The sequence below is a fragment of the Streptomyces sp. CNB091 genome (assembly GCF_000377965.1).
Genome location: NZ_KB898997.1, coordinates 264,026 through 290,606 on the forward strand (window position 1 = coordinate 264,026; position 26,581 = coordinate 290,606).

Below are 26,581 nucleotides of genomic sequence, written 5' to 3' on the forward strand. Positions count from 1 at the left end.
AATGTATGGCCGGTAATAGTACGTACGGACGGGTGTCAACAGTTCCCCATGTACATGAATTTCCGGTTACCCGCCCCTTGTCCAGCCTCCCGTCGCGGTATCTTCACGCCTTGCCCACACCGCGAACGGGCACGGTCGTGCCGCCCCCCGCGTTGTCCGCACGGGCCCCCAGCAGGCAGGATGACCGTATGACGCACACGATGCTGAAGGGCTCGAACGTCCCCGTCGATGCCGCGGCCGTCCGGGCCGTGCTGCGCTGGACCCCGGGCGCCGGGGTTCCCGACGTGGACGCCTCCGCCCTGCTCCTCGGTGCGTCCGGCCGGGTGCGGTCCGATGAGGACTTCGTCTTCTACAACCAGCCCCGGCACCCCTCCGGCCTGGTCCGGCGGCTGCCGAAGCGCAGTGTCCCGGAAGGGCTGACGGACACGGTCGAGGCGGACCTCGGGGCGCTCGACGCGTCGGTGGACCAGGTGGTCATCGCGGCCTCCTCCGACGGGGCCGCCTTCGAGCAGGTCCTGGACCTGCGGATACTCCTCTTCGACGCCGCGTTCGCCGAGGGCGAGCCACTGGCGGTGTTCGATGTCCGGCCGGAGACCGGGGAGGAGACGGCGATCATCTGCGGCGAGCTGTACCGCCGCGGCGAGGGGTGGAAGTTCCGCGCGGTCGGCCAGGGGTATCCCACCGGCCTGATCGGCCTGGCCACCGCCTTCGGCATCTCGGTGGACGAGTCGGAGGCCGCGAACGGGGCCCAGGCGGTGAACGGGGCGCAGGACCCGGTCGCTCCGGTGGCACCGGGGCCTCTCCCGGCCGCTGTGCCCCCGCTGCCGGCCGTGCCGCCCGGTCCCGGGCCGGACTCCCAGGCCACGGTCCAGCACCAGCAGCCCTCCTACGGCTATCCGCCGCCGGTCGCGCACCCCGCTGCCGCCGCCGTGACCCATCAGCCGGCGTACGGCTATCCGCAGCCTGCCGCCGAGCCGCCCGCGTACGGCTATCCGCAGCCCGCGGCAGCCGCCGCGCACGCGCCCGACCCCCATTTCGCGCTGCCTCCACAAGGTCCGCAGTTCGTCCGGTCCTGAGCCGCCCCGGTCCGGTTCCCGCGCGTACGCGCGGTTTCCCGCGTACGCCCCGTTCCCGCCGCACGTGCTGGTTCCCGCGTACGCCCCGTTCCCGCCGTACGTCCTGATTCCCGCGTACGTCCTCAGGACCGCACGGCTGCCCGGGCTCAGGTCCGGGTCTTGTAGCCGCGTCCCCATTGCATGCCGTAGCCGTACAGCCGGTCCAGCTCCGACTGGAAGCCGTACACGAACTTCACTTCGCGCCGCACGATCAGCTCGTCCTTGATGTTCTCCACGGTGAACACCGCACAGGAGCGGGCCTGCGGTGCGCGCTCGTCCAGCTCGATCTCGATGCGCGGGCCGTTGCCCGGGTAGAGCGTGACCTTGGCGTGCGTCCGGTCGAACGCGGGCGTCCGGTCGTAGATGTAGACGAAGAACAGCAGCCGCTTGATCTGGTCGCGCTGGTCGAGGTTGACGTAGACCGTCTCCCCCGAGGGCGCTCCGAACCGGTCGTCGCCGCTGAGCCGGACGTAGGGCGGGCCGTTGAGGTCGCCGATCAGGCTGCCCAGCGGCTGCACCACTCCCTTGGTGCCGTCCATCAGCTCGTACATGCAGCCGAGGTCCAGGTCGACGTTGACGACGCCTTGGGTGTGCGCCTGGACCACCTCGGGCTTGAAGAGCTGGAGGGGGTGCCGCAGCATGCCGCTCTGGCGCGACCGGCCCTCGATGTCCGAGGTCCGCATCCGCCAGGACAGGTTGACCCGGAGGTTGCCCGACAGGGCGCCCTGCTTGTTGAGCGAGATCGTCGCGTTGCGTTTGGACAGCACGATCGCGCTCGACGTCGAGTTGCCCGAGTCGAACTGCGCCGCGCGCCCCGGCCACAGGCCGTCGAAGAATCCCATACCAACCCCCACCTGTTCGCGCGCCCCGGACATCGCTGCGGGGCGGCCACCGGGCCGGGTCCGGGAGATCCCGGAGAGCCGTCGCCGTGTGGGCCGCCCCGCAGAGAGCGTTCCTCAATCCTTACCGGGTCACACCCCGGAGGACACTTCGGACTTGCTTGCCGAGCCGCCGCCGCCATCGGATTCCGCGGCGAGGGCGCGGTTGCGCCTGACCGAGGACCAGAAGGAGAGGGCGATCAGGATCACGCCGACCGAGCCGGTGATGAACTCGTTGATCTGGTGCTGGATGGTGATCAGCAGGATGATCGAGAGCGCGCCGATCGCGTAGTGCGCGCCGTGCTCCAGGTAGACGTAGTCGTCGAGCGTTCCCTCGCGCACCAGGTAGACGGTGAGCGAACGGACGTACATGGCGCCGATGCCGAGGCCGAGGGCCATCAGCACGATCTCGTTGGTGATGGCGAAGGCGCCGATGACGCCGTCGAAGGAGAACGAGGCGTCCAGGACTTCCAGGTAGAGGAAGAGGAAGAACGCGGCCTTTCCGGCGAGGGCGACCCCGGTGACGGGCTTGCCCTTCTTCTTGGCCTCTTCCTCGGCCTCGTGCTCGCGCTCCTCCTCCTCTTCCAGCTTGCCCTCGAAGAATCCGGAGAGCCCGCCGACGACGAGGTAGGTGATCAGACCGCCGATGCCGGAGAGCATCACGGTGGCCGCCTTGTCGACGTGCCCGCCACCGTGCTGGTGGGCCTGGGTCGCGAAGGTCATGGCGGTGATGAGCAGGATGATCAGCGCGACGCAGACCGACAGCATGTCGACCTTGCCGAGCTTGGCGAGCGGGCGCTCGATCCAGCGCAGCCAGTGGATGTCACGGTCCTCGTCGAAGATGAAGTCGAGGAAGATCATCAACAGGAACATGCCACCGAAGGCGGCGATCGACGGATGGGCGTCCGTGACCAGTTCCTTGTACCTGTCCGGGTCGTTGAAGGACAGGTCGATGGCCTCGATCGGCCCGAGCTGGGCGCTCACGGCCACGATCACGACGGGGAACACCAGCCGCATTCCGAAGACGGCGATGAGGATGCCGATGGTGAGGAAGATCTTCTGCCAGAAGGCATTCATCTTCTTCAGGATTCCGGCGTTGATCACCGCGTTGTCGAAGGACAGCGAAATCTCCAGGACGGACAGGATCGCGACGATGCCGAATGCCTGCCACCCCCCGTAGAAGATCGCTGCGACCAGGCCGAGCGCGGTGACCGCGAACGACCAGCCGAAGGTTTTCAGAACCACTGGCTACCTCATCGTGTTGGTAAAGGGTCTCCCCCGGTGCGGCGGGGTCCCCCGGCGCCTGGGGCCTCTCGTTTGGATCATGCCGGGTTCGCGGGGTCCGGCATGATCCAAACGAAAGGCCCGAGCGCGGGGTTATGAAACGTTGACGCCGAAGTCTAGAGCGATGCCGCGCAGGCCGGACGCGTACCCCTGGCCGACTGCACGGAACTTCCACTCGCCGTTGTACCGGTAGAGCTCGCCGAAGATCATCGCGGTCTCCGTCGAGGCGTCCTCGCTGAGGTCGTAGCGGGCCAGTTCCTGGCCGTCGGCCTGGTTGACCACACGGATGAAAGCGTTGCTGACCTGGCCGAACGCCTGGCCCCGGTTGTCCGCGTCATGGATCGAGACCGGGAAGACGATCTTGTCGCAGTGGGCGGGAACCTGGTCGAGGCGGACGATGACGGACTCGTCGTCGCCGTCGCCCTCCCCGGTGAGGTTGTCACCGGTGTGCTCGACGGAGCCCTCGGGGCTCGTGAGGTTGTTGTAGAAGATGAACCACTCGTCACCGAGCACGCGGCCCGACTGGCACAGCAGGGCGCTGGCGTCGAGGTCGAAGGCGGCTCCTGTGGTGGAGCGTGCGTCCCAGCCGAGCCCGACCAGCACCTGGGTGAGGTTGGGTGCGACCTTGGAGAGGGAGACATTGCCTCCCTTGGCGAGCGTGACGCCCATGTGTGTCCTCCCCGAGTCGTGTAAAACGCTGCCGGGCGCTTTCGACGCCCGGGGCCGGGCGTCGAAAGCGCCCGGTCGGGGGGCGTCCGGCGCATCGGGCCGGCCACCCCTCTGGCCCTGTCGTCGGACTCCCGCCCGCCCCCTCCGGGCGACGACGGGAGTCCGAGAACAGGACCTGGGGCCCAGCGACGTCAGACGTTGACGCCGAAGTCCTGGGCGATGCCGCGCAGGCCGGAGGCGTACCCCTGGCCGATGGCGCGGAACTTCCACTCGGCGCCGTTGCGGTAGAGCTCGCCGAAGACCATGGCGGTCTCCGTCGAGGCGTCCTCGCTCAGGTCGTAGCGGGCGAGCTCGGTGTTGTCGGCCTGGTTGACCACGCGGATGTACGCGTTGCGGACCTGGCCGAAGCTCTGCTGGCGGCTCTCGGCCTCGTAGATCGAGACCGGGAAGACGATCTTGTCCACGTCGGCCGGCACACCGGCCAGGTTCACCTTGATGACCTCGTCGTCGCCCTCGCCCTCACCGGTGAGGTTGTCACCGGTGTGCTCGACGGAGCCGTCGGGGCTCTTCAGGTTGTTGAAGAAGACGAAATTGCCGTCGGCGGCGACCTTGCCCTCGGCGTTCGCCAGCAGCGCGCTGGCGTCGAGGTCGAAGTCACCGCCGGTGGTGGTGCGGGCGTCCCAGCCCAGACCGACGATGACCGCGGTCAGGTTGGGCGCGGCCTTGGTCAGCGAGACGTTGCCGCCCTTGCTGAGGCTGACTCCCACGAGTCCTCCAGTAGTTTTCTCAGGGGCCGGCGGACGCCGTCTTCCCCGTCGTTCATTGGCATCGGATCAACGAGTGGATCCTAGTGACCGGTTCCCGGCCAAAACAGGCTTTTGACCAGGCGTCGCCAGGAGATCGTCTCAGAGCGCTTCGAGCGCCTTGACGTAGTCGTTCAGGTCACGGGCGTCCGGGAGGCCGTTCACGACGCTCCAGCGGACGACGCCCGCCTTGTCGATGACGAAGGTGCCGCGCACCGCGCAGCCCTTGTCCTCGTCGAAGACGCCGTACGCCCGCGAGGTCTCCCCGTGCGGCCAGAAGTCGGACAGCAGCGGGTACTCCAGGCCTTCCTGCTCGGCGAAGACGCGCAGGGTGTGGATGGAGTCGTTGGAGACGGCGAGAAGCTGGGTGCCCTCATTCTCGAAGCGGGGCAGCTCGTCGCGGAGCGCGCACAGCTCGCCGGTGCAGACGCCGGTGAAGGCGAACGGGTAGAACACCAGCACCACGTTCTTCTCACCGCGGAACTCCGACAGCCGCACGGTCCGGCCGTGGTTGTCCTTGAGCTGGAAGTCCGGGGCCTGACTGCCGACCTCGATCGTCATGGAACACGTATCCCTTCGCCGCTTCTCCGCATCCCGGGCCGGGTCCGTCCGGGTGACACCCACCCTACGCAGGCGCCCCGTGCCGGTCCCGGAGGGGCCGTGGGCCGGTTCTGGAGGGGGCCGCGCCCTTGCGGACGCACGAAGGCCCCCACAGGCGCGGCGTGCGCCCGTGGGGGCCCCGGATGGTGCGATACGTGGTTCAGCGCTTGGCCTTGGCCCCCTTGGGGGTGACCAGACGGCTGCCCGTCCAGTCCTTGCCCGCGCTGATGCTCTTGGTCTGGGCGAGACCGGCTGTCTGGGCAGCCTCATTGATGTCGCTCGGTTCGACGTATCCGTCACGGCCGGTCTTCGGCGTCATCAGCCAGACCGTGCCGCCGTCCTCGATCAGACCAATGGCATCCACCAGCGCGTCCGTAAGGTCGCCGTCCTCGTCGCGGAACCAGAGCAGGACGACGTCTGCGACGTCGTCGTACTCCTCGTCGACGAGTTCCTGGCCGGTAGTGGCCTCAATGCCCTCACGGAGCTCCAGCTCGACGTCGTCGTCGTAGCCGATCTCCTGGACCACTTGTCCGGGCTCGAACCCCAGGCGTGCTGCCGGGTTGGTTCGCTCCTCCGCGTGGTCCGCGGTCGCGCTCACGGGTTGCCTCCTGATCATGTCTTCGGAAAATGCTGCAGCCACGCGCGTGCGCGGGGCATTGGCCGTAGTCCACACGGGCTCGGCGAATCGCGCAAGTACCCAGCGTGCGAGACCGCCTATACGGTGACGTTCCCTGCCACGTCGCCGCAAGTTCAGGCATGTCTCTCCGGCGGCTTCCCGGGGTCTCCCCCGGGTCACTCCATCCGTTTACGTCCTTCCTCAGCTTATGCGGTTTCGATCCGCTAATCGGAGTCGAACAGCCTTTGGGAACACTTGGACGCCTTGGGCGTAAGGTTGCGGTTTGCCCGTACCCAGCCGCGTACTGCCCACACGCGTGCCCCGTGGACGCGTTTCGGAACCTCGGGGTTACCCCACGGTAGAGATGACGTTCGGGCCCTCGCGGTAGCACCATGGAGACGGCGCACCCAGAGTTGTCCCCGAGGGCTTGTTCCCCGGAGCAGGCCCCGTCGAGCACCACCGAACAGCGAAGGAACAGTGTGGCTTCCGGATCCGATCGCAACCCGATCATCATTGGCGGCCTTCCGAGCCAGGTCCCGGATTTTGATCCTGAGGAGACCCGGGAATGGCTCGACTCCCTCGACGCCGCCGTCGACGAGCGCGGCCGTGAGCGGGCCCGCTATCTGATGCTCCGGCTCATCGAGCGCGCGCGGGAGAAGCGCGTCGCCGTGCCGGAGATGCGCAGCACGGACTACGTGAACACGATCGCCACGAAGGACGAGCCGTTCTTCCCCGGCGACGAGGAGATCGAACGCAAGATCCTCAACGCGACCCGCTGGAACGCCGCGGTGATGGTCTCGCGGGCCCAGCGTCCCGGGATCGGCGTGGGCGGCCACATCGCCACGTTCGCCTCCTCCGCCTCGCTTTACGACGTGGGCTTCAACCACTTCTTCCGGGGCAAGGACCAGGGCGACGGCGGCGACCAGATCTTCTTCCAGGGACACGCGTCCCCGGGGATCTACGCCCGCGCGTTCCTGCTGGACCGGCTGAGCGAGGCGCAGCTCGACGCGTTCCGCCAGGAGAAGTCGAAGGCCCCGAACGGGCTGTCCAGCTATCCGCACCCGCGGCTGATGCCGGACTTCTGGGAGTTCCCGACCGTCTCGATGGGCCTCGGCCCGCTCGGCGCGATCTACCAGGCGCGGATGAACCGCTACATGGAGGCGCGCGGCATCGCCGACACCTCCAAGTCGCACGTGTGGGCCTATCTGGGCGACGGCGAGATGGACGAGCCGGAGTCCCTGGGCCAGCTGTCCATCGCGGCCCGTGAGGGCCTGGACAACCTGACCTTCGTGGTCAACTGCAACCTCCAGCGGCTCGACGGCCCGGTGCGTGGCAACGGGAAGATCATCCAGGAGCTGGAGTCGCAGTTCCGGGGCGCCGGCTGGAACGTCATCAAGCTGGTCTGGGACCGTTCCTGGGACCCGCTGCTGGCGCAGGACCGCACGGGCATCCTGGTCAACAGGCTGAACACCACGCCGGACGGCCAGTTCCAGACGTACGCCACCGAGACCGGTGAGTACATCCGCGAGCACTTCTTCGGCGACGACCCGCGGCTGCGGGACATGGTCAAGGACATGACCGACCAGCAGATCCTGCACCTGGGCCGCGGCGGCCACGACCACCGCAAGGTCTACGCGGCCTACGCGGCGGCCAAGGCGCACAAGGGCCAGCCGACGGTGATCCTGGCGCAGACGGTCAAGGGCTGGACGCTGGGGCCGAACTTCGAGGGCCGCAACGCGACCCACCAGATGAAGAAGCTCACGGTCGAGGACCTCAAGCGCTTCCGGGACCGGCTGCACATCCCGATCACGGACAAGCAGCTGGACGAGGGTTACCCGCCCTACTACCACCCGGGTCGCGACTCGGAGGAGATCCAGTACATGCACGACCGCCGCCAGGGTCTGGGCGGTTACGTCCCGACCCGTGTGGTGCGTGCGAAGCCGCTTCCGCAGCCGGAGGACAAGACGTACGCGGCTGCGAAGAAGGGTTCGGGTACGCAGTCGATCGCCACCACCATGGCGTTCGTCCGCGTCCTGAAGGACCTCATGCGGGACAAGGAGATCGGCAAGCGTTTCGTGCTGATCGCTCCCGATGAGTACCGCACCTTCGGCATGGACGCGTTCTTCCCGAGTGCGAAGATCTACAACCCGCTCGGCCAGCAGTACGAGGCGGTCGACCGCGATCTGCTGCTCGCGTACAAGGAGTCCCCGACGGGTCAGATGCTGCACGACGGCATCTCCGAGGCGGGCTGCACGGCCTCGCTGATCGCGGCCGGTTCGGCGTACGCCACGCACGGCGAGCCGCTCATCCCGGTGTACGTCTTCTACTCGATGTTCGGGTTCCAGCGCACCGGCGACCAGTTCTGGCAGATGGCCGACCAGCTCGCGCGCGGCTTCGTGCTGGGCGCGACCGCCGGCCGGACGACGCTGACCGGTGAGGGGCTCCAGCACGCGGACGGCCACTCGCAGCTGCTGGCCTCGACGAACCCGGGCTGTGTCGCGTACGACCCGGCGTACGGGTTCGAGATCGCGCACATCATGAAGGACGGGCTGCGCCGGATGTACGGCGAGGCGGACGAGGACGTCTTCTACTACCTCACCGTCTACAACGAGCCGATCCAGCACCCGGCCGAGCCGGAGGACGTGGACGTCGAGGGCATCCTCAAGGGCATCCACCGCTTCTCCACCGGCGAGAAGGGCGAGATCCCGGCCCAGATCATGGCGTCCGGTGTGGCGGTCCCCTGGGCCCTGGAGGCGCAGAAGATCCTCGCGGACGAGTGGAACGTCAAGGCGGACGTCTGGTCGGCGACCTCCTGGAACGAGCTGCGCCGCGAGGCGGTGGACGTCGAGCGCTACAACCTCCTGCACCCGGAGGAGGAGCAGCGCGTCCCGTACGTGACGAGGAAGCTCGAAGCGGCCCAGGGCCCGTTCGTGGCGGTCTCGGACTGGATGCGTTCGGTTCCGGACCAGATCGCGCGCTGGGTGCCGGGCGCCTACCAGTCGCTGGGCGCGGACGGCTTCGGCTTCGCGGACACCCGGGGTGCGGCCCGCCGGTTCTTCCACATCGACGCGCAGTCGATCGTGCTGGCGGTCCTCACCGAGCTGGCCAAGGAGGGCAAGGTCGACCGGTCGGCCCTGAAGACGGCTGTGGACCGCTACGAGCTCCTGGACGTGGCCGCGGCCGATCCGGGCGCGGCGGGCGGCGACGCGTAGGCAGGGACGGTCGGGAGGGGCGGTGGCGCCGAGGGCGGTTTCCAGGCGCCACCGCCCCTCCCGCGTGTCCGGGCTCAGTTCTCCCAGATCTTGAAGGCCCGTACCTGGTACGGGGACCGGGGCGTCCAGGTGCCGCCGCCGGGGTACGTCTCGAACTCCCCCGTCTCGGCGCACTCGGCGGACTGGTAGGTGGTGACGGGCCGCCCGGTGCGGTTGGCGAGGGACTGGGCGTCGCCGCCCTTCGGCAGCGGGACGCAGCTCTCGATGTCCACGCCGGAGAGCTCGAAGGTGCGGCGGGCCCCGGTGAAGTCGGGCTTCTTCCAGAGGCAGAGCCTGCCCGCCTCACAGGCTCCGAGGGCGACGCCCGGGGACCGCTCGGGGGCTGCCGCCGCCCGGTCGTGGGCCAGGGCCTGGGGAACGAGTGCGGTGACGGCCAGGGCGGCCGCCGCGAGGACGGTCGTACGCATGATGGATCAACCCCCGTGGTTGGTCGGTGTTCGCTTCCGCCGCTCACTCTGTGTCACCGGGCGTGGTGTGCGGAAGGGCGGCCGGGGGGCGCCACCCTGATAGGCGAGAGCCCCGCCGAAAGGATTCGGCGGGGCTCCGGCCTGCGCTGTGTTGACGATCTGCGCCGCTTCGGGCGTCAGATGCCGCTTCGGGTATCAGATGCCGCTTCGGCCGTCAGATGTGGCCGACTCCGGCCCCCGCCTCGGCGTTCTCGCCGCGCTTGGTGAGGGTGGCGACGAAGGCGGCGATCACGGCGACGATGCCCGCGACCGTGAAGGCCAGGCCCATGCCGGACATGAACGTGTCGTGGATGACGCCGCCGATGGTGTCGATGACGTCCGGCGTCATGTTGGGAGCCTGGGCGAGCGCCTCGGTCGGCACTATGCCGAACTCGGCGGCCTCCTCCAGCTTCGGGTCGGGTGCCCCGGGCAGACCCGCGCCCGCCCAGTTGTCCGCGAACTCGGAGCTGACCTTGGAGGACATGACCGCTCCGAGGACGGCGGTGCCGAGCGCGCCGCCGACCTGCATGGCGGCCTGCTGGAGACCGCCGGCCACGCCGGACAGCTCCATGGGCGCGTTGCCGACGATGACCTCGGTCGCGCCGACCATGACCGGGGCGAGCCCGCAGCCGAGCAGGGCGAACCAGAGCGACATCGCGAAGGTGCCGGTGGAGTCGGTGAGCGTGGTCATGCCGAACATCGCGGTGGCCGTGCAGACCATGCCGCCCACCAGCGGGACGCGGGGGCCGAACTTGGTGATCAGCAGGCCGGCGACCGGCGAGGAGACGATCATCATGGCGGTCAGCGGCAGCAGGTGCAGACCGCTGTCGACCGGGCTGAGGCCGTGGACGCCCTGGAGGAAGAACGTCACGAAGAAGAGGCCGCCCATGAAGGCGAAGGCCATCAGCATCATGAGGACGACACCGGCCGTCAACGGGATGGAACGGAACATCCCCAGCGGAACGAGCGGTTCCTTGACCTTGGTCTCCCAGAGGCCGAAGGCCAGGAAGAGCAGGATCGCGAGGCCGAGCCACGCCCAGGTGCGGCCGTCACCCCAGCCCCAGGACTCACCGGCCTTGATGATGCCCCAGATGAGGGAGAACATCGCACCGGAGAGCAGCACGATGCCGAGGACGTCGAAGGAGCGCGGCGCGTTGGCGGCACGGTGGTCCTTGAGGATCACCAGGCCGAAGACGAGCGCGATGATGCCGACCGGCACGTTGATGAAGAAGACCGACTGCCAGCTGACGTGCTCGACGAGCAGACCGCCGACGATCGGGCCGCCCGCGGTGGACGCGCCGATGACCATGCCCCAGATGCCGATCGCCATGTTCAGCTTCTCGGCGGGGAAGGTCGCGCGCAGCAGGCCGAGTGCGGCCGGCATCAGCAGGGCGCCGAAGAGGCCCTGGAGCACACGGAAGAGGACGACCAGGACGATCTCCTGGGAGAAACCGATCGCGGCGGAGGAGATCGCGAATCCCGCGATACCGATCAGGAAGGTCTGACGGTGGCCGAAGCGGTCGCCCAGCTTGCCCGCGGTGATCAGGGCGACGGCGAGCGCCAGGAGGTAGCCGTTGGTGATCCACTGGACGTCGGCGAGCGAGGCGCCGAGGTCCTTCTGGATCGCGGGGTTCGCGATGGCGACGATGGTGCCGTCGAGGGCGACCATCATCACGCCGAGGGCGACGGCGAAGAGGGTCAGCCAGGGGTGGCCGCGAAGCCCCTTGACCGGGGCGGGTACTGCGTTGTCTTCCGGCTCCCGCGGCGCCTTCTCGACGGTGGTCTGACTAGTCATACGGCGAGACTAGTGACAGCCACTGACAGTTGACAAACCAATTCACAAGACAGTAACTGTCACGTAGCTCACACGTAGCGCACAGGTATGCTGAGCTGGACAAACACGGGAAAAGAGGAACCGGTACGTGACCGACGGGCAGACAGTCGAGCCCCGAGCCGGACTGCGTGAACGCAAGAAGCAGCGCACCCGGGACGCCCTGGTACGCGCCTCCCTCGACCTGTTCACCACCCAGGGATACGAACGAACCACCGTCGACGAGATCGTCGACGCCGTGGAGGTCTCCCAGCGCACCTTCTTCCGCTACTTCGCGAGCAAGGAGGACGCCACCTTCGCCGTGCAGGAGATGGTCGAGTCCCGCTTCATCGAGGAGCTGCGCCGCCGCCCCGCGGACGAAGCCCCCTTCGAGGCCATGCGCCGGGCCGTGCTGTGCGCGTGGAGCAGCATCGGCGAGGCGATCGAGGAGGTCGTCAGTGTCGATCTCCATATGCGGACCTACCAGATGATCGAGTCGACCCCCACCCTGCTCGCCGCCCACATGCGGCGCGGGGTCGCCCTGGAGAACCAGATCGCCCTGCTGATCGCGGAACGCGAGGGGCTCGACGTGGAACGGGACCCCCGGCCGCGGGTGGCCGTCGCCGCGTTCTCCGGGGTGATGCGGGTGACCGGTCAGCTGTGGGGGCGGGGGCTCGACCCGAGCGTGGAGGCACTGCGCGACCTGACCGAGGAGTACCTCGACCAGCTCGCCCCGGCCCTCGCCCGGGACTGGCGTCGGAAGTAGCGGGGCCACGGGGCGGTGGTGACCCTGTGTGAGAAATCCGTGATGAATCCTTCGCGGACGGGTGATGTACCTCACCCGCATCACGGGGGTCGGCACGCGTCTCCTAGGGTGTGGCGCAGTGACTTCCTTCGACACCTCACCCACGTTGGCCGCATGGCGCGCTCTGCTCGCCGTGGCGGTGGTGTTCGTGATGCTGGCGACGACGGGCTGGAGCGCCGTCCGCGATCAGCACTCCCGCGGGGAGCGTGAGCTCGCGCTCGCCTCCTGGGCGAGGGACCGGATAGCGGGCCGCTCGCTGCCGGACGCCGACGCTCCCGCCTACCGGCTGGCCCACTTCTTCGCCACCCTCACCTCGGGACAGCGGATCGCCCTCGCGGGCAAGCACCCGTCGGTGGTGGGGAATCTGAACGGCGCTCCGGTCACCCTGCGCTACCACGCCAACCGGGTGGCCCTCAGACAGGCCGTGGCCGTGGAGAGGACACGGGCCCGCGACGAGAAGCTCTCGCCGGACGGGCGCGGTGAGGCGAAGGCCCGTCTCGGCCGGTTCCGGTCGATGCTCGCGGGTCAGCGCCAGATCCTGGCGTTCGATCCCTCCGGGAAGGGCCGGGCGGCCGAGGTGTTCGGGAATCTCGACCGGGCCGCCCGGGTCTCCGTCGTCGTTCCGGGCGTCGACACCCATCTGCTGACCCTGGAGCGCAGCACTCGCGCGTACCGGGCCCCCGTCGGCATGGCCAGGTCCCTGTACAAGGCGGAGCGCTCGGCCTCCCCGGGCACGCGCACGGCCGTCATCGCGTGGGCCGACTACACCGCCCCGGCCGGCCTCGGCATGGACGCGGCGCTGGGCGGGCTCGCGGCGAACGGCGCGATCCGGCTGAACGCGATGGTCGGGGCGCTGCCCGGCGCCTCGAAGGTCTCGCTGTTCTGCCACAGCTACGGCTCCGTGGTGTGCGGGGTGGCCGCGCACCGGGCCCATGACCGGGTGGCCGACATCGCGGTGGCGGGCAGCCCCGGCATGCGGGCCGCCAACGCCGGGCAGCTGGGGACCGGCGCCCGGATCTGGGCGACGCGGGACGGGGACGACTGGATCGGGGACGTCCCCCATCTGGAGTTCGGCGGGATCGGTCACGGGGCCGACCCGGTGGACCCGGCCTTCGGCGCGCGGATCGTCTCGGCGGCCGGCGCCGCCGGGCACAGCGGTTACTTCGAACCGGGCACCGAGAGCCTGGACAACTTCGCCGCGATCGGCGTCGGAGCGTACGGATCGGTCAGCTGCGCGCGTGCCGACAGCACGTGCCACAGCGGTATTTCCGGTGGGCGGGGCAGCTGACGCGCGTAGAGGTCGGTGTCGGGCGGATTAATTGGGACTTGCTCCGAGGGGGGACGCGGGCGACTGTGCCGCATACGATGAGGCACATGGGTGATGTGCTGGCCGGAATTCATGCCACCTGGGAGTTCGACACCGACTCCGTGCTCATCCGCTTCGAACGGGGCATCCGCACACCGAAGCTCTTCCAGAGCCTGCGGGAACGCCGCATCCCGTATGCGGCCCTGTCGTCGGTGACGCTGACCCCCGGCAAGCGGGGCACGGTGGTTCTGCGTGCCGTGCCGAGAGCGGGTGCCGATCCTCTGGTGGAGGCTGCCTCCGGGCAGCTCAAGGAGGGGTGCGACCCCTATCGCCTGGTGCTTCCGGCGGAGCGGGAGGTGCTCGCCGAGTACTACGCGGACGAGCTGCGGGCCCTGCTGGACCCGGCGTCCGGCGAGAGCGCCGACCGGTTCCTGGTGGCGGCGCCCGAGGCACCGATGCACTTCAAGGCGTACGACGGCCGGGCCAGCTTCGACGGCGAGCGGATCTCCTTCCGGTGGTCCTGGACCGGGGCCTCCAGCGCCAAGTGGAAGGCCGGCGACCAGACCTTCCGGGTGAGCGAACTGGCTGGAATCGTGTGGCGCTCCCCCGAGGCGCTGGACGGCTATCTGCGTCTGGTGCCCCGCGCGGCGGCCCCGGTCGACCACCGCGCCGGCGGCAGCCTGGGCGATCTGCACGGCCCCGGCGGCAGCGGGTGCCCGGACGGCGGGGCGCCCACGGGCGGGTCCGCCGAGCCTCCGGTCGCCACCGCGGACAAGGATCCGGCGGCCGTGCTGTTCGGCCTGGGCTACGGGCCGGTGCACGAGTCGCTGCCCTTCGCCGCCGCCGTCCTGGAATCCGTACGCCGGACCCAGCCCGCGCCCGCCGCCTCCACCCCGGTCCTGGTGAACGCCGGGCGGCGCGATCCGGCGGACATCGCCGAGCGGATACATCACCTCGGCGAGCTGCATCAGGCCGGACTGGTGACGGACGCCGAGTACAGCGCGAAGAAGGCCCAGCTGCTCGCCGAGCTGTGACCCCGCGCCGGCCCCCGCCGGGCATGGGCCCGTGGCCCGCGCCGGGCGGGGCCCGTCTCCCCGGGCCCCGCCCCGGGAGACATCCGTTCCCCGGGCCCGCGCCGGGCAGGGGACACGCGCCTCCTGACGCGCCGGGAGGGGGCCCCGTACCGGGGTATGAGGCGGACCCGCCGAGGATCGCGACCCCGGTATGACGCCCCGCGCCCCCGGGCCTGCCTAGGCTGACCAGGCCATGTCCACTTCCCCCGCCGGGCCGCCGCCGCCCGCCGACGGCCTCGTGAGCGCCGCCCGCCGCAATCTGCGCGAGCTCGCCCACGGGCTGTCCCACGCGTCCCATCCGTCCACCCCGCTGCTGGCGGAGGCCCCGAAACGGTGGCAGCGGCTGCTGCCGTACGTCGTGGTACTCGCCCTGACCGCGACCTTCATCCCGGTCACCATCAACGTCCTGACCTCGCAGTACGGCGTGCCGGGTGCACTGGCCGGGGCGCTCGGAGTGGCCCAGGCCGCTCCCCTGCTGATGCTGGCCCACCGGCCTCTCCAGGCGTGGTGGATCATCTTCCCCGCCGACATCGTGGGCGCCCTGGTGCTGCTGACGAACCCCGACGAGCGGCACGAGGTCTGGCCGTGGACCGCCCCGGCGCTGGTCGCGTACCTCTTCCTGCTGCTGGCCCTCGGTCTGCGCGAGACCCGGCGGACCCTGGTCGGCGTCTGGCTGGCGACGGGCGCGGCCGGTCTGGTGCTGCATCTGATCGCGCCGGCGGACCGCAACACCGGCAGCGCCCTGCTGCTGCCGATCCTCGGCGCGGTGGTCCTCGTGATCGGCGGCGCCGTACGGGAGCGGAGCGAGGCGACACGGCGGCTGGCCGAGCAGGAGACGATCAGCGAGGCGGAGCGGGCGCAGCGCACGCTGCTGGAGGAGCGGACGCGGATCGCCCGTGAGCTGCACGACGTGGTCGCGCACCACATGTCGGTGATCACCGTGCAGGCCGACTCCGCGCCGTACCGGATCTCCGGGCTCTCGGAGCCCGCCCAGGAGGAGTTCGCCTCGATCGCGGCGGCCGCGCGGGAGTCCCTCGGTGAGATGCGACGGCTGCTGTCGGTGCTGCGCAGCGACGGCACCGAGGGCGACCGGGCGCCGCAGCCGGGCCTGGACCGGCTCCAGCAGTTGGTGGAGGCGACGGTACGGGCCGGGCTGCCGGCGGAACTGTCGCTCGCCGCGGAGCTGGGCGAGGTGCCGCCGGCGGTGGATCTGTCGGCGTACCGGATCGTGCAGGAGGCGCTGGCCAATGTGGTGCGGCACGCGCCCGGGGCGCGCACCCAGGTCTCGGTCCGGGCCTCCGGGGGCCATCTGAACGTCCTGGTCGTCAACAGCCCCGCGCCGAAGCCCGCCGCTCCGCTGGAGAGCACCGGGACCGGGCACGGGCTGGTCGGGATGCGGGAGCGCGTACGGTTGACCGGCGGCACGCTGGACACCGGGCCGCTGCCCGACGGCGGGTTCCGGGTGGCCGCCCGGATGCCGCTGCCTCCGGCCGTGTCGCCGTCCGCCCCACCCCCTTCGGAGGATCTGTGACCATCCGCGTGATCATCGTCGACGACCAGGCCATGGTGCGGGCCGGATTCGCGGCGCTGCTGGCGGCGCAGAGCGACATCGACGTGGTGGGCGAGGCGGCGGACGGCCGCCAGGGCGTCACCGTCAGCCGCAACCAGCACCCCGACGTCGTCCTGATGGACGTCCGGATGCCGGAGATGGACGGACTGGCCGCCGCGCGCGAGCTGTTGAACCCGCCCGTGGGGGTGGTGCACCGGCCGAAGGTCCTGATGCTCACCACGTTCGACGTGGACGACTACGTGTACGAGGCGCTGCGCGCCGGCGCGTCCGGGTTCCTGCTGAAGGACGCCCCGCCCGCCGATCTGATCGCGGCGGTACGGGTGGTGGCGGCCGGGGACGCGCTGCTCGCGCCCTCGGTGACCCGCCGCCTGATCGCGGACTTCGCGGCGCAGCGGCCCTCCGGGGCGACGCGCGGCGGCCAGGCGCTCCGGCTGAACGGGCTGACCCCGCGCGAGAGCGAGGTCCTGGAGCTGATCGCCCGGGGACTGTCGAACCAGGAGATCGCGGGGCGGCTGGTGCTGGCCGAGCAGACCGTCAAGACGCACATCGGGCGGGTGCTGGCCAAGCTGGACCTGCGGGACCGGGCGCAGGCGGTGATCTTCGCGTACGAGTCGGGGCTGGTGACGCCGGGGGACGCGGGGGTGTAGAAGCCCGCGAGGCCCACCTCTTCCGGCCCACCCCCTACCCCGGTATCACCTCACGGTTGGCCCTCCGGTGTGACGCCCCCTCACCCGTCCTCTTCCTACCTTCCTCCCGGTCGCACCGGTCGGTGCGGATCCGGAGAGGGAGGGAACGATGCGTCGATACGCGAGGACCGTGGTCGCGTTCGCACTGGCCACCAGTGTGGTGGCGGGGACCGCGGGCTGGGTCTCGGGAGATGCGCAGCAGGCGCTGACCGGGCCGCCGCCGGGCAGTACGCAGTGGCGGGCGGACCGGACGCTCGGGACGGGGCTGCCCGATCCGGAGCGTGCCACGCCTGCCGAAGTCGCCGCGTTCTTCTCGGGGTTGAGCGACGGCGAGCGGCAACTCCTCCTCGGGCGCCATCCGTCCGTCGTCGGGAATCTCGACGGGGCGCCCCTCGAACTGCGCTACCGCGCCAACTCCCTCGCGCTGGCCGCCGAGGACGACCCCCGCTACCGCTCGCTCGCCGCCCCCGGCCGCCAGATCCTCGCGTTCGACCCGCGCGGACGCGGCCAGGTCGCCGAGGTCTTCGGGGACCTGCGTACGGCGCACCGGGTCTCGGTGGTGGTGCCCGGGTCCGACAACGACGCCGGGACCTTCGACCGGAAGACCGCGAGCCACGGGGCCCCGGTCGGCATGGCCAGGACCCTGCACACCGCGGCCGGTCCGGGGACCGCCGTCATCGCCTGGGTCGGGTACACCACCCCGGTGGGCGTCGGCATCGACGCGGCCACCGGCGGCCTCGCGGAGGCGGGGGCCGGGCGGCTGACCCGGTTCACGGAGGGGCTGACGGCGGACGGGCTGCCCGCGCCGGCCGTGTTCTGCCACAGCTACGGCTCGGTGGTCTGCGGCCTGGCCGCGCACCGTCTCCCCGCCACCGACCTGGTGGTCCTCGGCTCCCCCGGGATGCGCGCCGACGACGTGGGCGGGCTGCGGACGAGCGCCCGGGTCTGGGCGGCGAAAGACCCGACCGACTGGATCGACGACGTGCCGAACGTGCGCTTCGCGGGCCTCGGTCACGGGACGGACCCGGCCGATCCGGCGTTCGGCGCCCGCCGGGTGCCGGCGGACGAGGCCCGGGGGCATGCCGGCTACTTCGAGCCCGGGACGGATTCGCTGCGGACCTTCGCCGCCATCGCGCGCGGCGAAGCGGCGGAAGCGGCTCCGGACGCGCCGGAACCGGCGGAAGCGACCCCGGACGCGGCAGACCCGGCCCCGGCGGAAGCCGCCTCGGCACTGGATGCCGTCCCGGCCCTGGAAGGAGTGGCCCGATGAACGCCCTGCTGGAGAACGGCCTGCTGAAGAACGGCCGACGGCTCGCCGCCCGTATCGACGCGTCCACCCCCGCCCACCGTGACCGGGCGATCGACGGCCTGCGGGCGCTGGCGCTGCTCGCCGTGCCGCTCGGTCACTGGATGCTCGGCGGGTTCCGGCTGGACGCCGACGGCCTGCACAACGCGAGCCCGCTCTCGACGTTCGCCGGTCTCGCACCCGCGAGCTGGGTACTCCAGATGCTGGGCATCTTCTTCCTCGTCGGGGGGTACGCCTCGGTGCTCTCCTTCCGCCGCCGGGCCTCGACGACGGCCGCCTGGCTGGGCGGCCGGCTGGCCCGCCTCGGCCGGCCGGTGCTCGGGGTGACCGCCGTGTGGGCGGTGCTGCTGGCGGTGCTGTCCGCGCTGGGCGTGCCCGGCGACACCCTGCGTACGGGGTCGACGCTGGTGATCCAGCCGCTCTGGTTCGTCGGGGTGTACACGGTGGTCACGGCGCTCACCCCGGTCTGCGTCACGCTGGCGCGGAAGCTCGGCGGGTGGGCCGCGCTGCCGCTGCTGGCGTCGGTCTCGGTGGTGGACTTCCTGCGCTACGGGCCGTTCGCGGAGGCGATGCCGTCGTGGCTGAGCATGCTCAACATCCTGCCCGGCTGGCTCTTCGCGTATCAGCTGGGCGTGTCCTGGGGCGAGGGGCGGATCGGGAGGCGCGGGGCCCGGCTGCTGCTGATCGGCGGCGGGGTGCTGTTCGCCGCGCTGCTGCTCGCCTTCCACTACCCGGCGTCGATGGTCGGGGTGCCGGGCGAGGCGCGGACGAACTCGCATCCGCCGTCGCTGCTGGTGGTGGCGCTGGCGGCGGCGCAGAGCGGGGCGGCGATCCTGCTGCGCGACCGGCTCGGGCGGCTGTTGCGCAAGCCGCAGCTCTGGGCGCCGGTCGTGGTGGTCAACCTGTCCGCGATGACGATCCTGTGCTGGCACCAGACCGCGATGCTGGCCGCCGCCGTACCGGCCTCGCTCGCCGGGGCGGGGACGGCGGTGGCGGGGCTGACGACCGCGCCGGACACGGTGGGCTGGATCCTCGCCCGGATCGCCTGGCTGCCGGTGTTCGCGGGGCTGCTGGTGCTGATCGCCCGGTACGCGCGCCACTTCGAGGCCCCGTGGCAGGCGGGCACCCGCGCCGCGAACGCCCGCCGTGCGCTGGCGGGGCTGCTCGCGGCGGGGTTCGCGGTGTTCGCGCTGGGGCTGACGTGAGGCATCGCCCGGGGCGCCCCTCCGTCGTCATGGACTTCATGAACCAAGCGATCACCGCGTACGCCAACCAAGCGATCACCGCGTACGCCTCCGGGCTACTCCTCCCGCGCCGCCGACGTACTGCTCATGTCCGGGTAGCGGTCCCCCGCCACCCGGCCCGCGATCGGCTCCAGCACGGCCAGCTCGTCCGCCGTCAGGGTCAGTCCGGTCGCCGCCACGTTCTCCAGGAGGCGGCTCCGCTTACGGGTGCCGGGGATCGGGACCACGGTCACTCCGTGCACCCGGGCCCGCTGGTGGACCCAGGCGAGGGCCACCTGCGCGGCGGTGACCCCGTGCGCGGCGGCGATCCTGTGGACGGGCTCCAGCAGGGCGGCGTTCGTGCGGGCGTTGTCGCCGTTGAACCGGGGCTGGCGGGCCCGGAAGTCGTCCGCGGCGAGGTCCTTGCCCGCGTCGGTGAAGGCCCCGGTGAGGAAGCCCCGGCCGAGCGGTGAGTACGGGACGAGCGTGACGCCCAGCTCCACCGCCGCACCGAGCGCGCTCTTCTCGACGTCCCGGCTGAAGAGGGACCACTCCGACTGGAGGGCGGCGATCGGGTGCACCGCGTGCGCCTCGCGCAGCTCGGGGCCGGTGACCTCGCTCAGACCGAGCTGCCTGACCTTGCCCTGCTGGATCAGTTCCGCCATCGCCCCGACCGATTCGGCGAACGGGACGGCCGGGTCGCGGCGGTGCATGTAGTAGAGGTCGATGACGTCGGTGTTCAGCCGGCGCAGGCTCGCCTCGACGGCGGTGCGGAGGTACGCGGGGTCGTTGCGGATGGCCCGGTAGTGCGGGTCCTCGGTGCGGACCATCGCGAACTTGGTCGCGAGCGTGATCTCGTCCCGGTGAGCCCCGACGAACGGCGCGAGGAACTCCTCGTTGGCCCCGAGCCCGTAGGTGTCGGCGGTGTCGAGGAGCGTGACGCCCGCCTCCAGGGCCGCGTCCAGGGTGTCCCGGGCGGAGAGCTCGTCGGTGTCGCCGTAGAACTCGCTCATGCCCATGCAGCCGAGGCCCTGGACACCGACCCGCGGTCCGCCGACGCCGCCCAGCTCGACGGTGGCGAGCGTGTTCCTGTCGTGGTCGGTCATCAGGCGCTTTGCCTTTCCGGCGCCCTGCGGGCGCCCGCGTAGAACTCGATCTTGTGGTCGAGGACGGCGAGGGTGCCGTGGAGCTCCGCGATCCGTGTGATCACATCGCGGCGGGTCGCCTCCAGCAGTTCCTGCCGTGCCTCGAAGGTGGACGCGCCCTCGCGCAGCAGTTCCGCGTACCGCACCATGTCGGCGACGGGCATCCCGGTCAGCCGCAGCTTGCCGACGAAGGCCAGCCAGTCGAGGTCGCGGTTGCTGAAGCGGCGCTGGCCGGTGTGCGAGCGGTCGACGTGGGGCATGAGCCCGATGCGCTCGTACCAGCGCAGCGTGTGCGCGGTGAGTCCGGTGAAGGCGACGACCTCGCTGATCGTGTAGCTGTCCTTGCCCGCGGGGCGGGGGTGCGGCTTCGGGGCGGCCGCGCAGAGGTCCACCGCCGGCGCGGGCGGCGGATGTGCGATGGTCGCGGGAGTGCTCCGGGAGGTTCTGCCGATCACCGTCATGCCCTCCACGCTAAATCCTTGGAGTGCACTCGAAGCAAGAGGGAACGGCTCGGGGCGCGAGGAATGGCTCGGAGCCAGCGGGAACGGCGGGGCTTCTCGGGCTGGGCGTTCCCACAGAGGGACGGAAAGCACACCCGAAATGAAGGATTGTTCATCTTGGCTTCATCTTCGTACCGCTCGGGACAGTCAGGGTGAATACATGGCTTTCTCACCTCGTCTGGCGGCCCTGGCAGCCGTCGTCGCCGTGCCCCTCGGCATAGCGGCCACCAGCTATGCCATGACCGACACCTCGGAAGCGCCGAAGGTGCCTCCCACCGTCCAACTGGAGGAGAGTCCGCGCGGCACACCGTCGCCGAGCGGTGTCACGTCGCCGCCCGACGCCCCGACGCCCAGCGGTTCCTCCTCTCCGTCCCGTACACCGGACAGCTCCGTCGTTCCGGGCCCCTCGGCGGCCGACGACGACGATGACGACGACTTCGGTGATGACGGTTAGCTTTCCGAGGATCTCCGCCCGCGTACGGATCATGCTGTGGTTGCTGGTCGTGATGGCGGTCGCGCTGGGCGCGGTCGCCGTCACCGTGCGTTCGATCCTCCAGCGGGACGTGGACCACCGCATCAGCCAGCTGCTCACCCAGGAGACCGGCGAGTTCGCGAACTTCGTGCCGCAGGGGGTGGACCCGGACACCGGCGGCCGGTTCGACACCGCGGAGAAGCTGCTCCGCGTCTATCTGCAACGGCAGTACGCGGACCCCGACGAGGAGCTGCTGGGCCTGTCCGGCCCGCCCGGCGACCGCCCCCTCGTCATCCGGCAGCGCCGCGAGCTGCCCCCGGACACCGCCCTGTGGCGGGACCGCGCCGCGATCGACCGGATCCACGCCTCCAAGGACTCCTTCGGGACCCTGGAGCGCCCGCAGGGCGAGGTGCGCTGGGCCAAGGTCGTCATCGGGCCGTCCGCGGGCAAGCAGCCCGGCGCGTTCGTCGTCGCCTTCCATCCGGAGCGCGAGCGGGCCGTCGCCGACAAGACGTTCTGGACGCTGCTCGCCCTGTCCGGTGTGGCGCTGCTGATGACGACCGGGATCGGCTGGGCCGTCGCCGGTCGCATCCTCGCGCCCGTACGGCTCGTCCGGCAGACGGCGGCGGAACTGACCGAGCAGGACCTCACCCGGCGCATCCCCGTGGAGGGCCGGGACGACATCGCGGCCCTCGCCGAGACGTTCAACGCGATGCTCGACCGTCTGGAGCGGGCGTTCGCCGCGCAGCGGGTCTTCGTCGACGACGCCGGGCACGAGCTGCGCACCCCCATCACCATCGTCCGGGGCCACCTGGAGCTGATGGGCGACGACCCGGCGGACCGGGAGGAGACGGTACGGCTGGTCACGGACGAGCTGGACCGGATGAGCCGCATCGTCGAGGACCTGCTCCTGCTCGCGGGGGCCGAGCGCCCCGACTTCGTGCGCCCCGAACCCGTCCAGCTCGCGGAGCTGACCGCCGACGTGTACGTGAAGGTGCGGACCCTCGGCGACCGGGAGTGGCAGCTCGACGGCGTCGCGGACCTCGAAGTGCGCCTGGACGAGCAGCGGATGACCCAGGCGATGGTGCAGCTCGCGCAGAACGCCGTCCAGCACACCGTTCCCGGCCAGCGCATCCGGATCGGCTCGCGGGCCGAGGAGAACCGCGTCGAGCTGTACGTCGCCGACCACGGGCCCGGGATTCCGCCGGAGGACGCCGAGGTGATCTTCGAGCGGTTCCGCCGGGGGACGTCCCGGCGTGGGACCCGCACGAGCGGCGCGGGGCTCGGCCTCGCCATCGTCAAGGCCATCGCGGAGGGCCACCACGGCCGCGTCGAACTACGCCGGACCGAAGGCGGCGGAGCCACCTTCGTACTCACGCTGGAGACCGCCACATGAACCGCATCCTGATCGCCGAGGACGAGGAGCGCATCGCCTCGTTCGTCCAGAAGGGGCTGCGCGCCAACGGCTTCACCACGGTCGTCGCCGAGGACGGGGACCTGGCGCTGAGCCACGCGCTGTCCGGCGGGTTCGACCTGATGGTGCTCGACATCGGCCTGCCCGGCCGGGACGGTTTCACCGTGCTGCGGGAGATGCGCGAGGCGCGCGTCACGCTGCCGGTCATCGTGCTCACCGCCCGCGACTCCGTGCGGGACACGGTGGCGGGGCTGGAGGGCGGGGCCGACGACTGGATGACGAAGCCGTTCCGCTTCGAGGAGCTGCTCGCCCGGGTACGGCTGCGGCAGCGCACCGCCGCCCGCGCGCCCGAGGTCACCATGTTGCGCAGCGGCAGCCTCGCCCTGGACCTGCGGACCCGCCGGGCCCGCGCGGGCGAGAAGACCGTGGATCTGACGGCGCGCGAGTTCGTGCTGCTGGAGATGTTCCTGCGCCACCCCGGCCAGGTGCTGTCGCGCGAGCAGATCCTGTCCCATGTGTGGGGGTACGACTTCGACCCCGGCTCCAACATCGTGGACGTCTATGTGCGCGCGCTGCGCCGGAAGCTGGGCGCGGAGCGGCTGGAGACGATCCGGGGCATGGGCTACCGCCTGCCCTGAGCCTCTGTCCCCTCCTGCCCTCACCCCCGGCCCCGACCTCGGCCGGAGCCCCGTCCCGCGTTCCCGGGGGCGGGGCTTCCGCGTTCCCGGGGCGGGGTCCTCCGCTGTCCCGGGCCGCCTCGGGCTGCGGGTTTCGGAGCGCCGGCGAACTTGATGAAAAGGCCTTCACCGGACACTCATCAGGCGCTCACCCCGCCTTCAGAGGCTGTACAGCGTGCCTCTTCCACTCCGGCAGACCGTCGGCCTCTGTGCCGTCCTCGGACTCTGCGCTCTCCTCGCCGTCCCCGGCGCCGCCCCCGGCCTCAGCGTCGACGGGCGGATCTCCCTCGCCGTCTTCGCCCTGGCCACCGCCGCCTGGATCGCCACTCCGGTGGACGACGCCTACATCGCGCTCGGCGCGGGCCTGGCGCTGACGGTCACGGGGGTGATCAGCAGCGAGGCCCTGTTCGCCACCCTGGGCGACGAGACGGTGTGGCTGCTGATCTGCGCCTTCGTCCTGGCGGCGGCCGTGACCCGGACCGGTCTGGCCGGCCGGGCCGCCGTCTTCCTGGTCGGCGGGGCCAGGACCGTGCGCCAGCTGGTGCACCTGACCACGGCCGGGCTGGTCGTGACCGCGTTCGCCGTGCCGGCCACGTCGGGGCGCGCCGCCCTCGCGCTGCCCGTGTTCCTGGCACTGGCCGCCGCCCTGCGCGAGCGCCGCCGTCTCGTGGTGATGCTGGCGCTGCTCTTCCCCACGGTCATCCTCCTGTCGGCCGTCGCGACCCTGATCGGCGCGGGGGCGCACCTGATCACCGTCGGGGTCCTGTGGGAGCAGACCGGGGAGCAGCTGAGCTTCGTGCAGTGGCTCGTCCTCGGGCTGCCGCTGGCCGTCGTCTCCTCCCATCTGGCCGCCGAACTGGTGCTGATGACGACGACCCGGCGCTCCGACCGCAAGGGCCCCGTCACCATCACGGCGGCGCAGATCCAGGAGCACTCCGAGACCGCCGTCGAGGGGCCGTTCAGCCCGGAGGAGTCCCGGTGCCTGCTCCTGCTGGCGACGGTCGTCCTGCTCTGGTGCAGCGAGCCCCTGCACGGGGTGTCACCTGCCGTGGTCGCGCTCATCGGCGCGCTGGTGGCGACCTCTCCGGCGCTGGGGACCGTGCGCTTCAAGGACGGTCTGAAGACGGTTCCCTGGCCGCTGCTGCTGTTCATGGCCGCCACCATGGCGATGGGCGTCGCCCTCTCCGACTCGGGCGCGGCCGACTGGCTGATGGACTGGATACCCCTGGGGGCGTCCACGCCGCCCTGGGTGTTCCTGACCGGCGTGGTCGTCGTCAGCACGGCCGCCCACCTGGCGCTCCAGTCGCGTTCCGCCCGGTCCTCCGTGCTGGTCCCGCTGGTGATCGCGGCGGCGATCGGGGCCGGGGTCAACCCGGTCACGGCGGCGCTGGCCTCCACGGCCGCCGCCGGCTTCTGCCACACGCTGCCCTCATCGGCCAAGCCGGTCGCGCTCTTCGCGGACGTGCCCGGCACCCCGACCTACACCCCGCGCGACCTGCTGCGGCTGTCCGCGTTCCTCGCCCCGCTCACCGCGGCCCTCGTCCTCGTTTTCGCCCTCGCCGTCTGGCCGTTGCTCGGCGTGCCCGTCCTCCTGGAGACCCAGCCATGACCCGCCCGACCCTCCGTACCCTCCGTACCCACCGCATCGCCATCGCCCCGAGCGGCTTCAAGGAGTCCCTCTCGGCCGCCCGGGTCGCCGAGGCCATCGCCGTCGGCGTACGGCGTGTGATCCCCGACGCCGACCTCGACCTCATCCCGCTGGTGGACGGCGGCGAGGGCACGGCGGAGGCGCTGGCCCTGGCGGGCGGCGGCCGGCTGGTCCCGGTCACCGCGACGGGCCCGGTGGGCGAGCCGGTCGCCTCGCACTTCGCGCTGCTGGGCGGGCCCGGTCCGCTGACCGCCGTCGTGGAGATGGCCGCCGTCGCGGGCCTCGCCCTGGTGCCGCCGGGCCTGCGCCACCCGGGCGCGACCACCACGTACGGCGTCGGCGAGCTGATCCGGGCGGCCCTGGACGCGGGGGCCCGGCGCATCCTCGTCGGCTGCGGCGACTCCGGTACGTCGGACGGGGGCGCGGGCGCCCTCCAGGCGCTGGGGGCCCGGCTGACGGACCGGCACGGCCGTGAACTGCGCAGGGGCGGCGGGGCGTTGCACGAGCTGGAGGGCATCGACCCGTCCGGCCTGGACCCCCGGCTGGCCGACGCCGAACTGCTCGTGGCCTGCAACCCGTACAACGTGCTGTGCGGGAAGCGCGGGGTGGCCCGGGTGTTCGGGCCGCAGAAGGGGGCGACCCCGGCGGAGGTGGAGCTGCTCTCGGCCGGCCTGGAGCGGCTGGCCGACGTCCTCACCCGGGACCTGGCCCCGGCCTTCGCGCCGACGACCGGTGCCGCGATCGATCTGCGTACGGCTCCCGGCACGGGCGCGTCCGGCGGCCTCGGGGCCGGCCTCGCCGCCGTGGGCGCGCGCCTGCTCCCCCGCTACGACGTGCTGCTCGACGGTCTCGACCTCGACGCGCGCCTCGCCCGCGCGGACTTCGTGATCACGGCGGAGGGGGCGCTCGACCACCAGACCGTACGGGGGAAGATCCCGGCGGAGGTCGCCCGGCGGGCCCATGCCGCAGGGGTGCCGGTCCTGGTGCTGGCCGGGACGATCGGGCCGGGCGCGCAGGACGTACGGGCGGTGGGCGTGGACGCGTACAGCTCGATCCTGCCCGCGCCGATGACGCTGGTGGAGGCGATCGGCAGGAGCGGCGAGTTCCTGGCCGACGCCGCGGAGCGCTCGATGCGGATCATGGCGCTGGGGACCCGGCTCGCGCCGCTGGCGGCCGCTTGACTCGCACGCCTTACGTCCCGGGCTCCCCGGGGGCCCGGGACGCAGCGGGGTGCGCGGCGGGCCATCGGCGTCCCGTCGCCGT

24 protein-coding genes are annotated in these 26,581 nt (G+C 71.3%); 14 read left to right on the forward strand and 10 right to left on the reverse strand.

What is annotated here, in order from left to right:
* Positions 1-188: 188 nt before the first annotated feature.
* A complete protein-coding gene (locus D581_RS0116380) occupies positions 189-1,076 on the forward strand; it encodes a TerD family protein (RefSeq protein WP_018958304.1) in 888 nt (295 codons plus the stop codon).
* 146 nt (positions 1,077-1,222) lie between these two features.
* On the opposite strand, the gene D581_RS0116385 is transcribed toward D581_RS0116380, so the two are convergent.
* The 6 genes from D581_RS0116385 to D581_RS0116410 all read right to left on the reverse strand — a co-directional run bounded on the left by D581_RS0116385 (position 1,223) and on the right by D581_RS0116410 (position 5,947).
* A complete protein-coding gene (locus tag D581_RS0116385) occupies positions 1,223-1,957 on the reverse strand; it encodes a TerD family protein (RefSeq protein ID WP_018958305.1) in 735 nt (244 codons plus the stop codon).
* A 129-nt stretch (positions 1,958-2,086) separates the two neighbouring features.
* On the reverse strand, positions 2,087-3,238 hold the full coding sequence (locus D581_RS0116390) for a DUF475 domain-containing protein (protein ID WP_018958306.1): 1,152 nt from the start codon (positions 3,236-3,238) through the stop codon (positions 2,087-2,089).
* A gap of 132 nt (positions 3,239-3,370) precedes the next feature.
* Positions 3,371-3,946 (reverse strand): TerD family protein, encoded by a 576-nt coding sequence (locus D581_RS0116395; RefSeq protein WP_018958307.1) that lies wholly within the window; start codon positions 3,944-3,946, stop codon positions 3,371-3,373.
* 191 nt (positions 3,947-4,137) lie between these two features.
* Positions 4,138-4,713, reverse strand: coding sequence for a TerD family protein (locus tag D581_RS0116400; protein WP_003969402.1), 576 nt, complete (start codon positions 4,711-4,713; stop codon positions 4,138-4,140).
* Positions 4,714-4,851: 138 nt separating this feature from the next.
* A complete protein-coding gene (locus tag D581_RS0116405; protein ID WP_003969401.1) occupies positions 4,852-5,310 on the reverse strand; it encodes a peroxiredoxin in 459 nt (152 codons plus the stop codon).
* 199 nt (positions 5,311-5,509) lie between these two features.
* Positions 5,510-5,947, reverse strand: a complete 438-nt coding sequence (locus D581_RS0116410; RefSeq protein ID WP_003969400.1) for a DUF3052 domain-containing protein — start codon at positions 5,945-5,947, stop codon at positions 5,510-5,512.
* A 497-nt stretch (positions 5,948-6,444) separates the two neighbouring features.
* On the opposite strand from D581_RS0116410, the gene aceE reads away from it, so the two are divergent.
* A complete protein-coding gene (aceE, locus tag D581_RS0116415; protein WP_018958308.1) occupies positions 6,445-9,177 on the forward strand; it encodes a pyruvate dehydrogenase (acetyl-transferring), homodimeric type in 2,733 nt (910 codons plus the stop codon).
* A 74-nt stretch (positions 9,178-9,251) separates the two neighbouring features.
* Here the strand turns inward: aceE and D581_RS0116420 are convergent, their stop codons facing one another.
* A complete protein-coding gene (locus tag D581_RS0116420) occupies positions 9,252-9,644 on the reverse strand; it encodes a peptidase inhibitor family I36 protein (RefSeq protein WP_018958309.1) in 393 nt (130 codons plus the stop codon).
* Positions 9,645-9,858: 214 nt separating this feature from the next.
* Positions 9,859-11,355, reverse strand: coding sequence for an MFS transporter (locus D581_RS0116425; protein WP_469220331.1), 1,497 nt, complete (start codon positions 11,353-11,355; stop codon positions 9,859-9,861).
* Positions 11,356-11,605: 250 nt separating this feature from the next.
* On the opposite strand from D581_RS0116425, the gene D581_RS0116430 reads away from it, so the two are divergent.
* The 7 genes from D581_RS0116430 to D581_RS0116460 all read left to right on the forward strand — a co-directional run bounded on the left by D581_RS0116430 (position 11,606) and on the right by D581_RS0116460 (position 19,444).
* Positions 11,606-12,259: a TetR family transcriptional regulator gene (locus D581_RS0116430; RefSeq protein WP_018958311.1), complete on the forward strand. Its 654-nt coding sequence runs from the start codon at positions 11,606-11,608 to the stop codon at positions 12,257-12,259.
* Positions 12,260-12,377: 118 nt separating this feature from the next.
* Complete coding sequence (locus D581_RS0116435) at positions 12,378-13,586, forward strand: alpha/beta hydrolase (protein WP_018958312.1); 1,209 nt, start codon at positions 12,378-12,380, stop codon at positions 13,584-13,586.
* 86 nt (positions 13,587-13,672) lie between these two features.
* A complete protein-coding gene (locus D581_RS0116440) occupies positions 13,673-14,638 on the forward strand; it encodes a DUF4429 domain-containing protein (RefSeq protein WP_018958313.1) in 966 nt (321 codons plus the stop codon).
* 232 nt (positions 14,639-14,870) lie between these two features.
* Positions 14,871-16,208: a sensor histidine kinase gene (locus D581_RS0116445; protein ID WP_018958314.1), complete on the forward strand. Its 1,338-nt coding sequence runs from the start codon at positions 14,871-14,873 to the stop codon at positions 16,206-16,208.
* Positions 16,205-16,894: a response regulator transcription factor gene (locus tag D581_RS0116450; protein WP_018958315.1), complete on the forward strand. Its 690-nt coding sequence runs from the start codon at positions 16,205-16,207 to the stop codon at positions 16,892-16,894. The genes D581_RS0116445 and D581_RS0116450 overlap by 4 nt, the downstream gene beginning before the upstream one ends.
* A 148-nt stretch (positions 16,895-17,042) precedes the next feature.
* Positions 17,043-18,203 carry an alpha/beta hydrolase gene (locus tag D581_RS0116455; RefSeq protein ID WP_026290574.1) on the forward strand — a complete coding sequence of 387 codons (1,161 nt, stop codon included), beginning with the start codon at positions 17,043-17,045 and terminating at the stop codon, positions 18,201-18,203.
* Complete coding sequence (locus D581_RS0116460) at positions 18,200-19,444, forward strand: acyltransferase family protein (RefSeq protein ID WP_018958317.1); 1,245 nt, start codon at positions 18,200-18,202, stop codon at positions 19,442-19,444. The genes D581_RS0116455 and D581_RS0116460 overlap by 4 nt, the downstream gene beginning before the upstream one ends.
* 95 nt (positions 19,445-19,539) lie before the next feature.
* Here the strand turns inward: D581_RS0116460 and D581_RS0116465 are convergent, their stop codons facing one another.
* Entirely contained in the window at positions 19,540-20,568 is a 1,029-nt protein-coding gene (locus tag D581_RS0116465; RefSeq protein ID WP_018958318.1) for an aldo/keto reductase, read from the reverse strand.
* Positions 20,568-21,068 (reverse strand): MerR family transcriptional regulator, encoded by a 501-nt coding sequence (locus D581_RS0116470; RefSeq protein ID WP_032752776.1) that lies wholly within the window; start codon positions 21,066-21,068, stop codon positions 20,568-20,570. Before D581_RS0116470 ends, D581_RS0116465 begins: the two co-directional genes overlap by 1 nt.
* A gap of 199 nt (positions 21,069-21,267) precedes the next feature.
* Here D581_RS0116470 and D581_RS0116475 point away from each other — a divergent pair, with 199 nt between their 5' ends.
* The 5 genes from D581_RS0116475 (at position 21,268) to D581_RS0116495 (ending at position 26,499) form a co-directional block, all read left to right on the forward strand.
* Positions 21,268-21,561 (forward strand): hypothetical protein, encoded by a 294-nt coding sequence (locus D581_RS0116475; RefSeq protein WP_018958320.1) that lies wholly within the window; start codon positions 21,268-21,270, stop codon positions 21,559-21,561.
* Positions 21,551-22,975, forward strand: coding sequence for a sensor histidine kinase (locus D581_RS0116480; protein ID WP_106434397.1), 1,425 nt, complete (start codon positions 21,551-21,553; stop codon positions 22,973-22,975). Before D581_RS0116475 ends, D581_RS0116480 begins: the two co-directional genes overlap by 11 nt.
* Complete coding sequence (locus D581_RS0116485; RefSeq protein ID WP_018958322.1) at positions 22,972-23,631, forward strand: response regulator transcription factor; 660 nt, start codon at positions 22,972-22,974, stop codon at positions 23,629-23,631. The genes D581_RS0116480 and D581_RS0116485 overlap by 4 nt, the downstream gene beginning before the upstream one ends.
* A 214-nt stretch (positions 23,632-23,845) precedes the next feature.
* Complete coding sequence (locus D581_RS0116490) at positions 23,846-25,279, forward strand: SLC13 family permease (RefSeq protein ID WP_018958323.1); 1,434 nt, start codon at positions 23,846-23,848, stop codon at positions 25,277-25,279.
* Entirely contained in the window at positions 25,276-26,499 is a 1,224-nt protein-coding gene (locus tag D581_RS0116495) for a glycerate kinase family protein (RefSeq protein ID WP_018958324.1), read from the forward strand. The genes D581_RS0116490 and D581_RS0116495 overlap by 4 nt, the downstream gene beginning before the upstream one ends.
* Positions 26,500-26,581 lie beyond the last annotated feature (82 nt).

What these genes read in the sequence shown, in the direction of transcription:
- D581_RS0116380 (WP_018958304.1), top strand. Translation starts at nt 189, where the DNA reads ATGACGCACACGATGCTGAAGGGCTCGAACGTCCCCGTCGATGCCGCG.
- D581_RS0116385 (WP_018958305.1), bottom strand. Translation starts at nt 1,957, where the DNA reads ATGGGATTCTTCGACGGCCTGTGGCCGGGGCGCGCGGCGCAGTTCGAC.
- D581_RS0116395 (WP_018958307.1), bottom strand. Translation starts at nt 3,946, where the DNA reads ATGGGCGTCACGCTCGCCAAGGGAGGCAATGTCTCCCTCTCCAAGGTC.
- D581_RS0116405 (WP_003969401.1), bottom strand. Translation starts at nt 5,310, where the DNA reads ATGACGATCGAGGTCGGCAGTCAGGCCCCGGACTTCCAGCTCAAGGAC.
- D581_RS0116420 (WP_018958309.1), bottom strand. Translation starts at nt 9,644, where the DNA reads ATGCGTACGACCGTCCTCGCGGCGGCCGCCCTGGCCGTCACCGCACTC.
- D581_RS0116425 (WP_469220331.1), bottom strand. Translation starts at nt 11,355, where the DNA reads ATGATGGTCGCCCTCGACGGCACCATCGTCGCCATCGCGAACCCCGCG.
- D581_RS0116440 (WP_018958313.1), top strand. Translation starts at nt 13,673, where the DNA reads ATGGGTGATGTGCTGGCCGGAATTCATGCCACCTGGGAGTTCGACACC.
- D581_RS0116445 (WP_018958314.1), top strand. Translation starts at nt 14,871, where the DNA reads ATGTCCACTTCCCCCGCCGGGCCGCCGCCGCCCGCCGACGGCCTCGTG.
- D581_RS0116455 (WP_026290574.1), top strand. Translation starts at nt 17,043, where the DNA reads ATGCGTCGATACGCGAGGACCGTGGTCGCGTTCGCACTGGCCACCAGT.
- D581_RS0116460 (WP_018958317.1), top strand. Translation starts at nt 18,200, where the DNA reads ATGAACGCCCTGCTGGAGAACGGCCTGCTGAAGAACGGCCGACGGCTC.
- D581_RS0116465 (WP_018958318.1), bottom strand. Translation starts at nt 20,568, where the DNA reads ATGACCGACCACGACAGGAACACGCTCGCCACCGTCGAGCTGGGCGGC.
- D581_RS0116470 (WP_032752776.1), bottom strand. Translation starts at nt 21,068, where the DNA reads ATGACGGTGATCGGCAGAACCTCCCGGAGCACTCCCGCGACCATCGCA.
- D581_RS0116475 (WP_018958320.1), top strand. Translation starts at nt 21,268, where the DNA reads ATGGCTTTCTCACCTCGTCTGGCGGCCCTGGCAGCCGTCGTCGCCGTG.
- D581_RS0116480 (WP_106434397.1), top strand. Translation starts at nt 21,551, where the DNA reads ATGACGGTTAGCTTTCCGAGGATCTCCGCCCGCGTACGGATCATGCTG.
- D581_RS0116485 (WP_018958322.1), top strand. Translation starts at nt 22,972, where the DNA reads ATGAACCGCATCCTGATCGCCGAGGACGAGGAGCGCATCGCCTCGTTC.
- D581_RS0116495 (WP_018958324.1), top strand. Translation starts at nt 25,276, where the DNA reads ATGACCCGCCCGACCCTCCGTACCCTCCGTACCCACCGCATCGCCATC.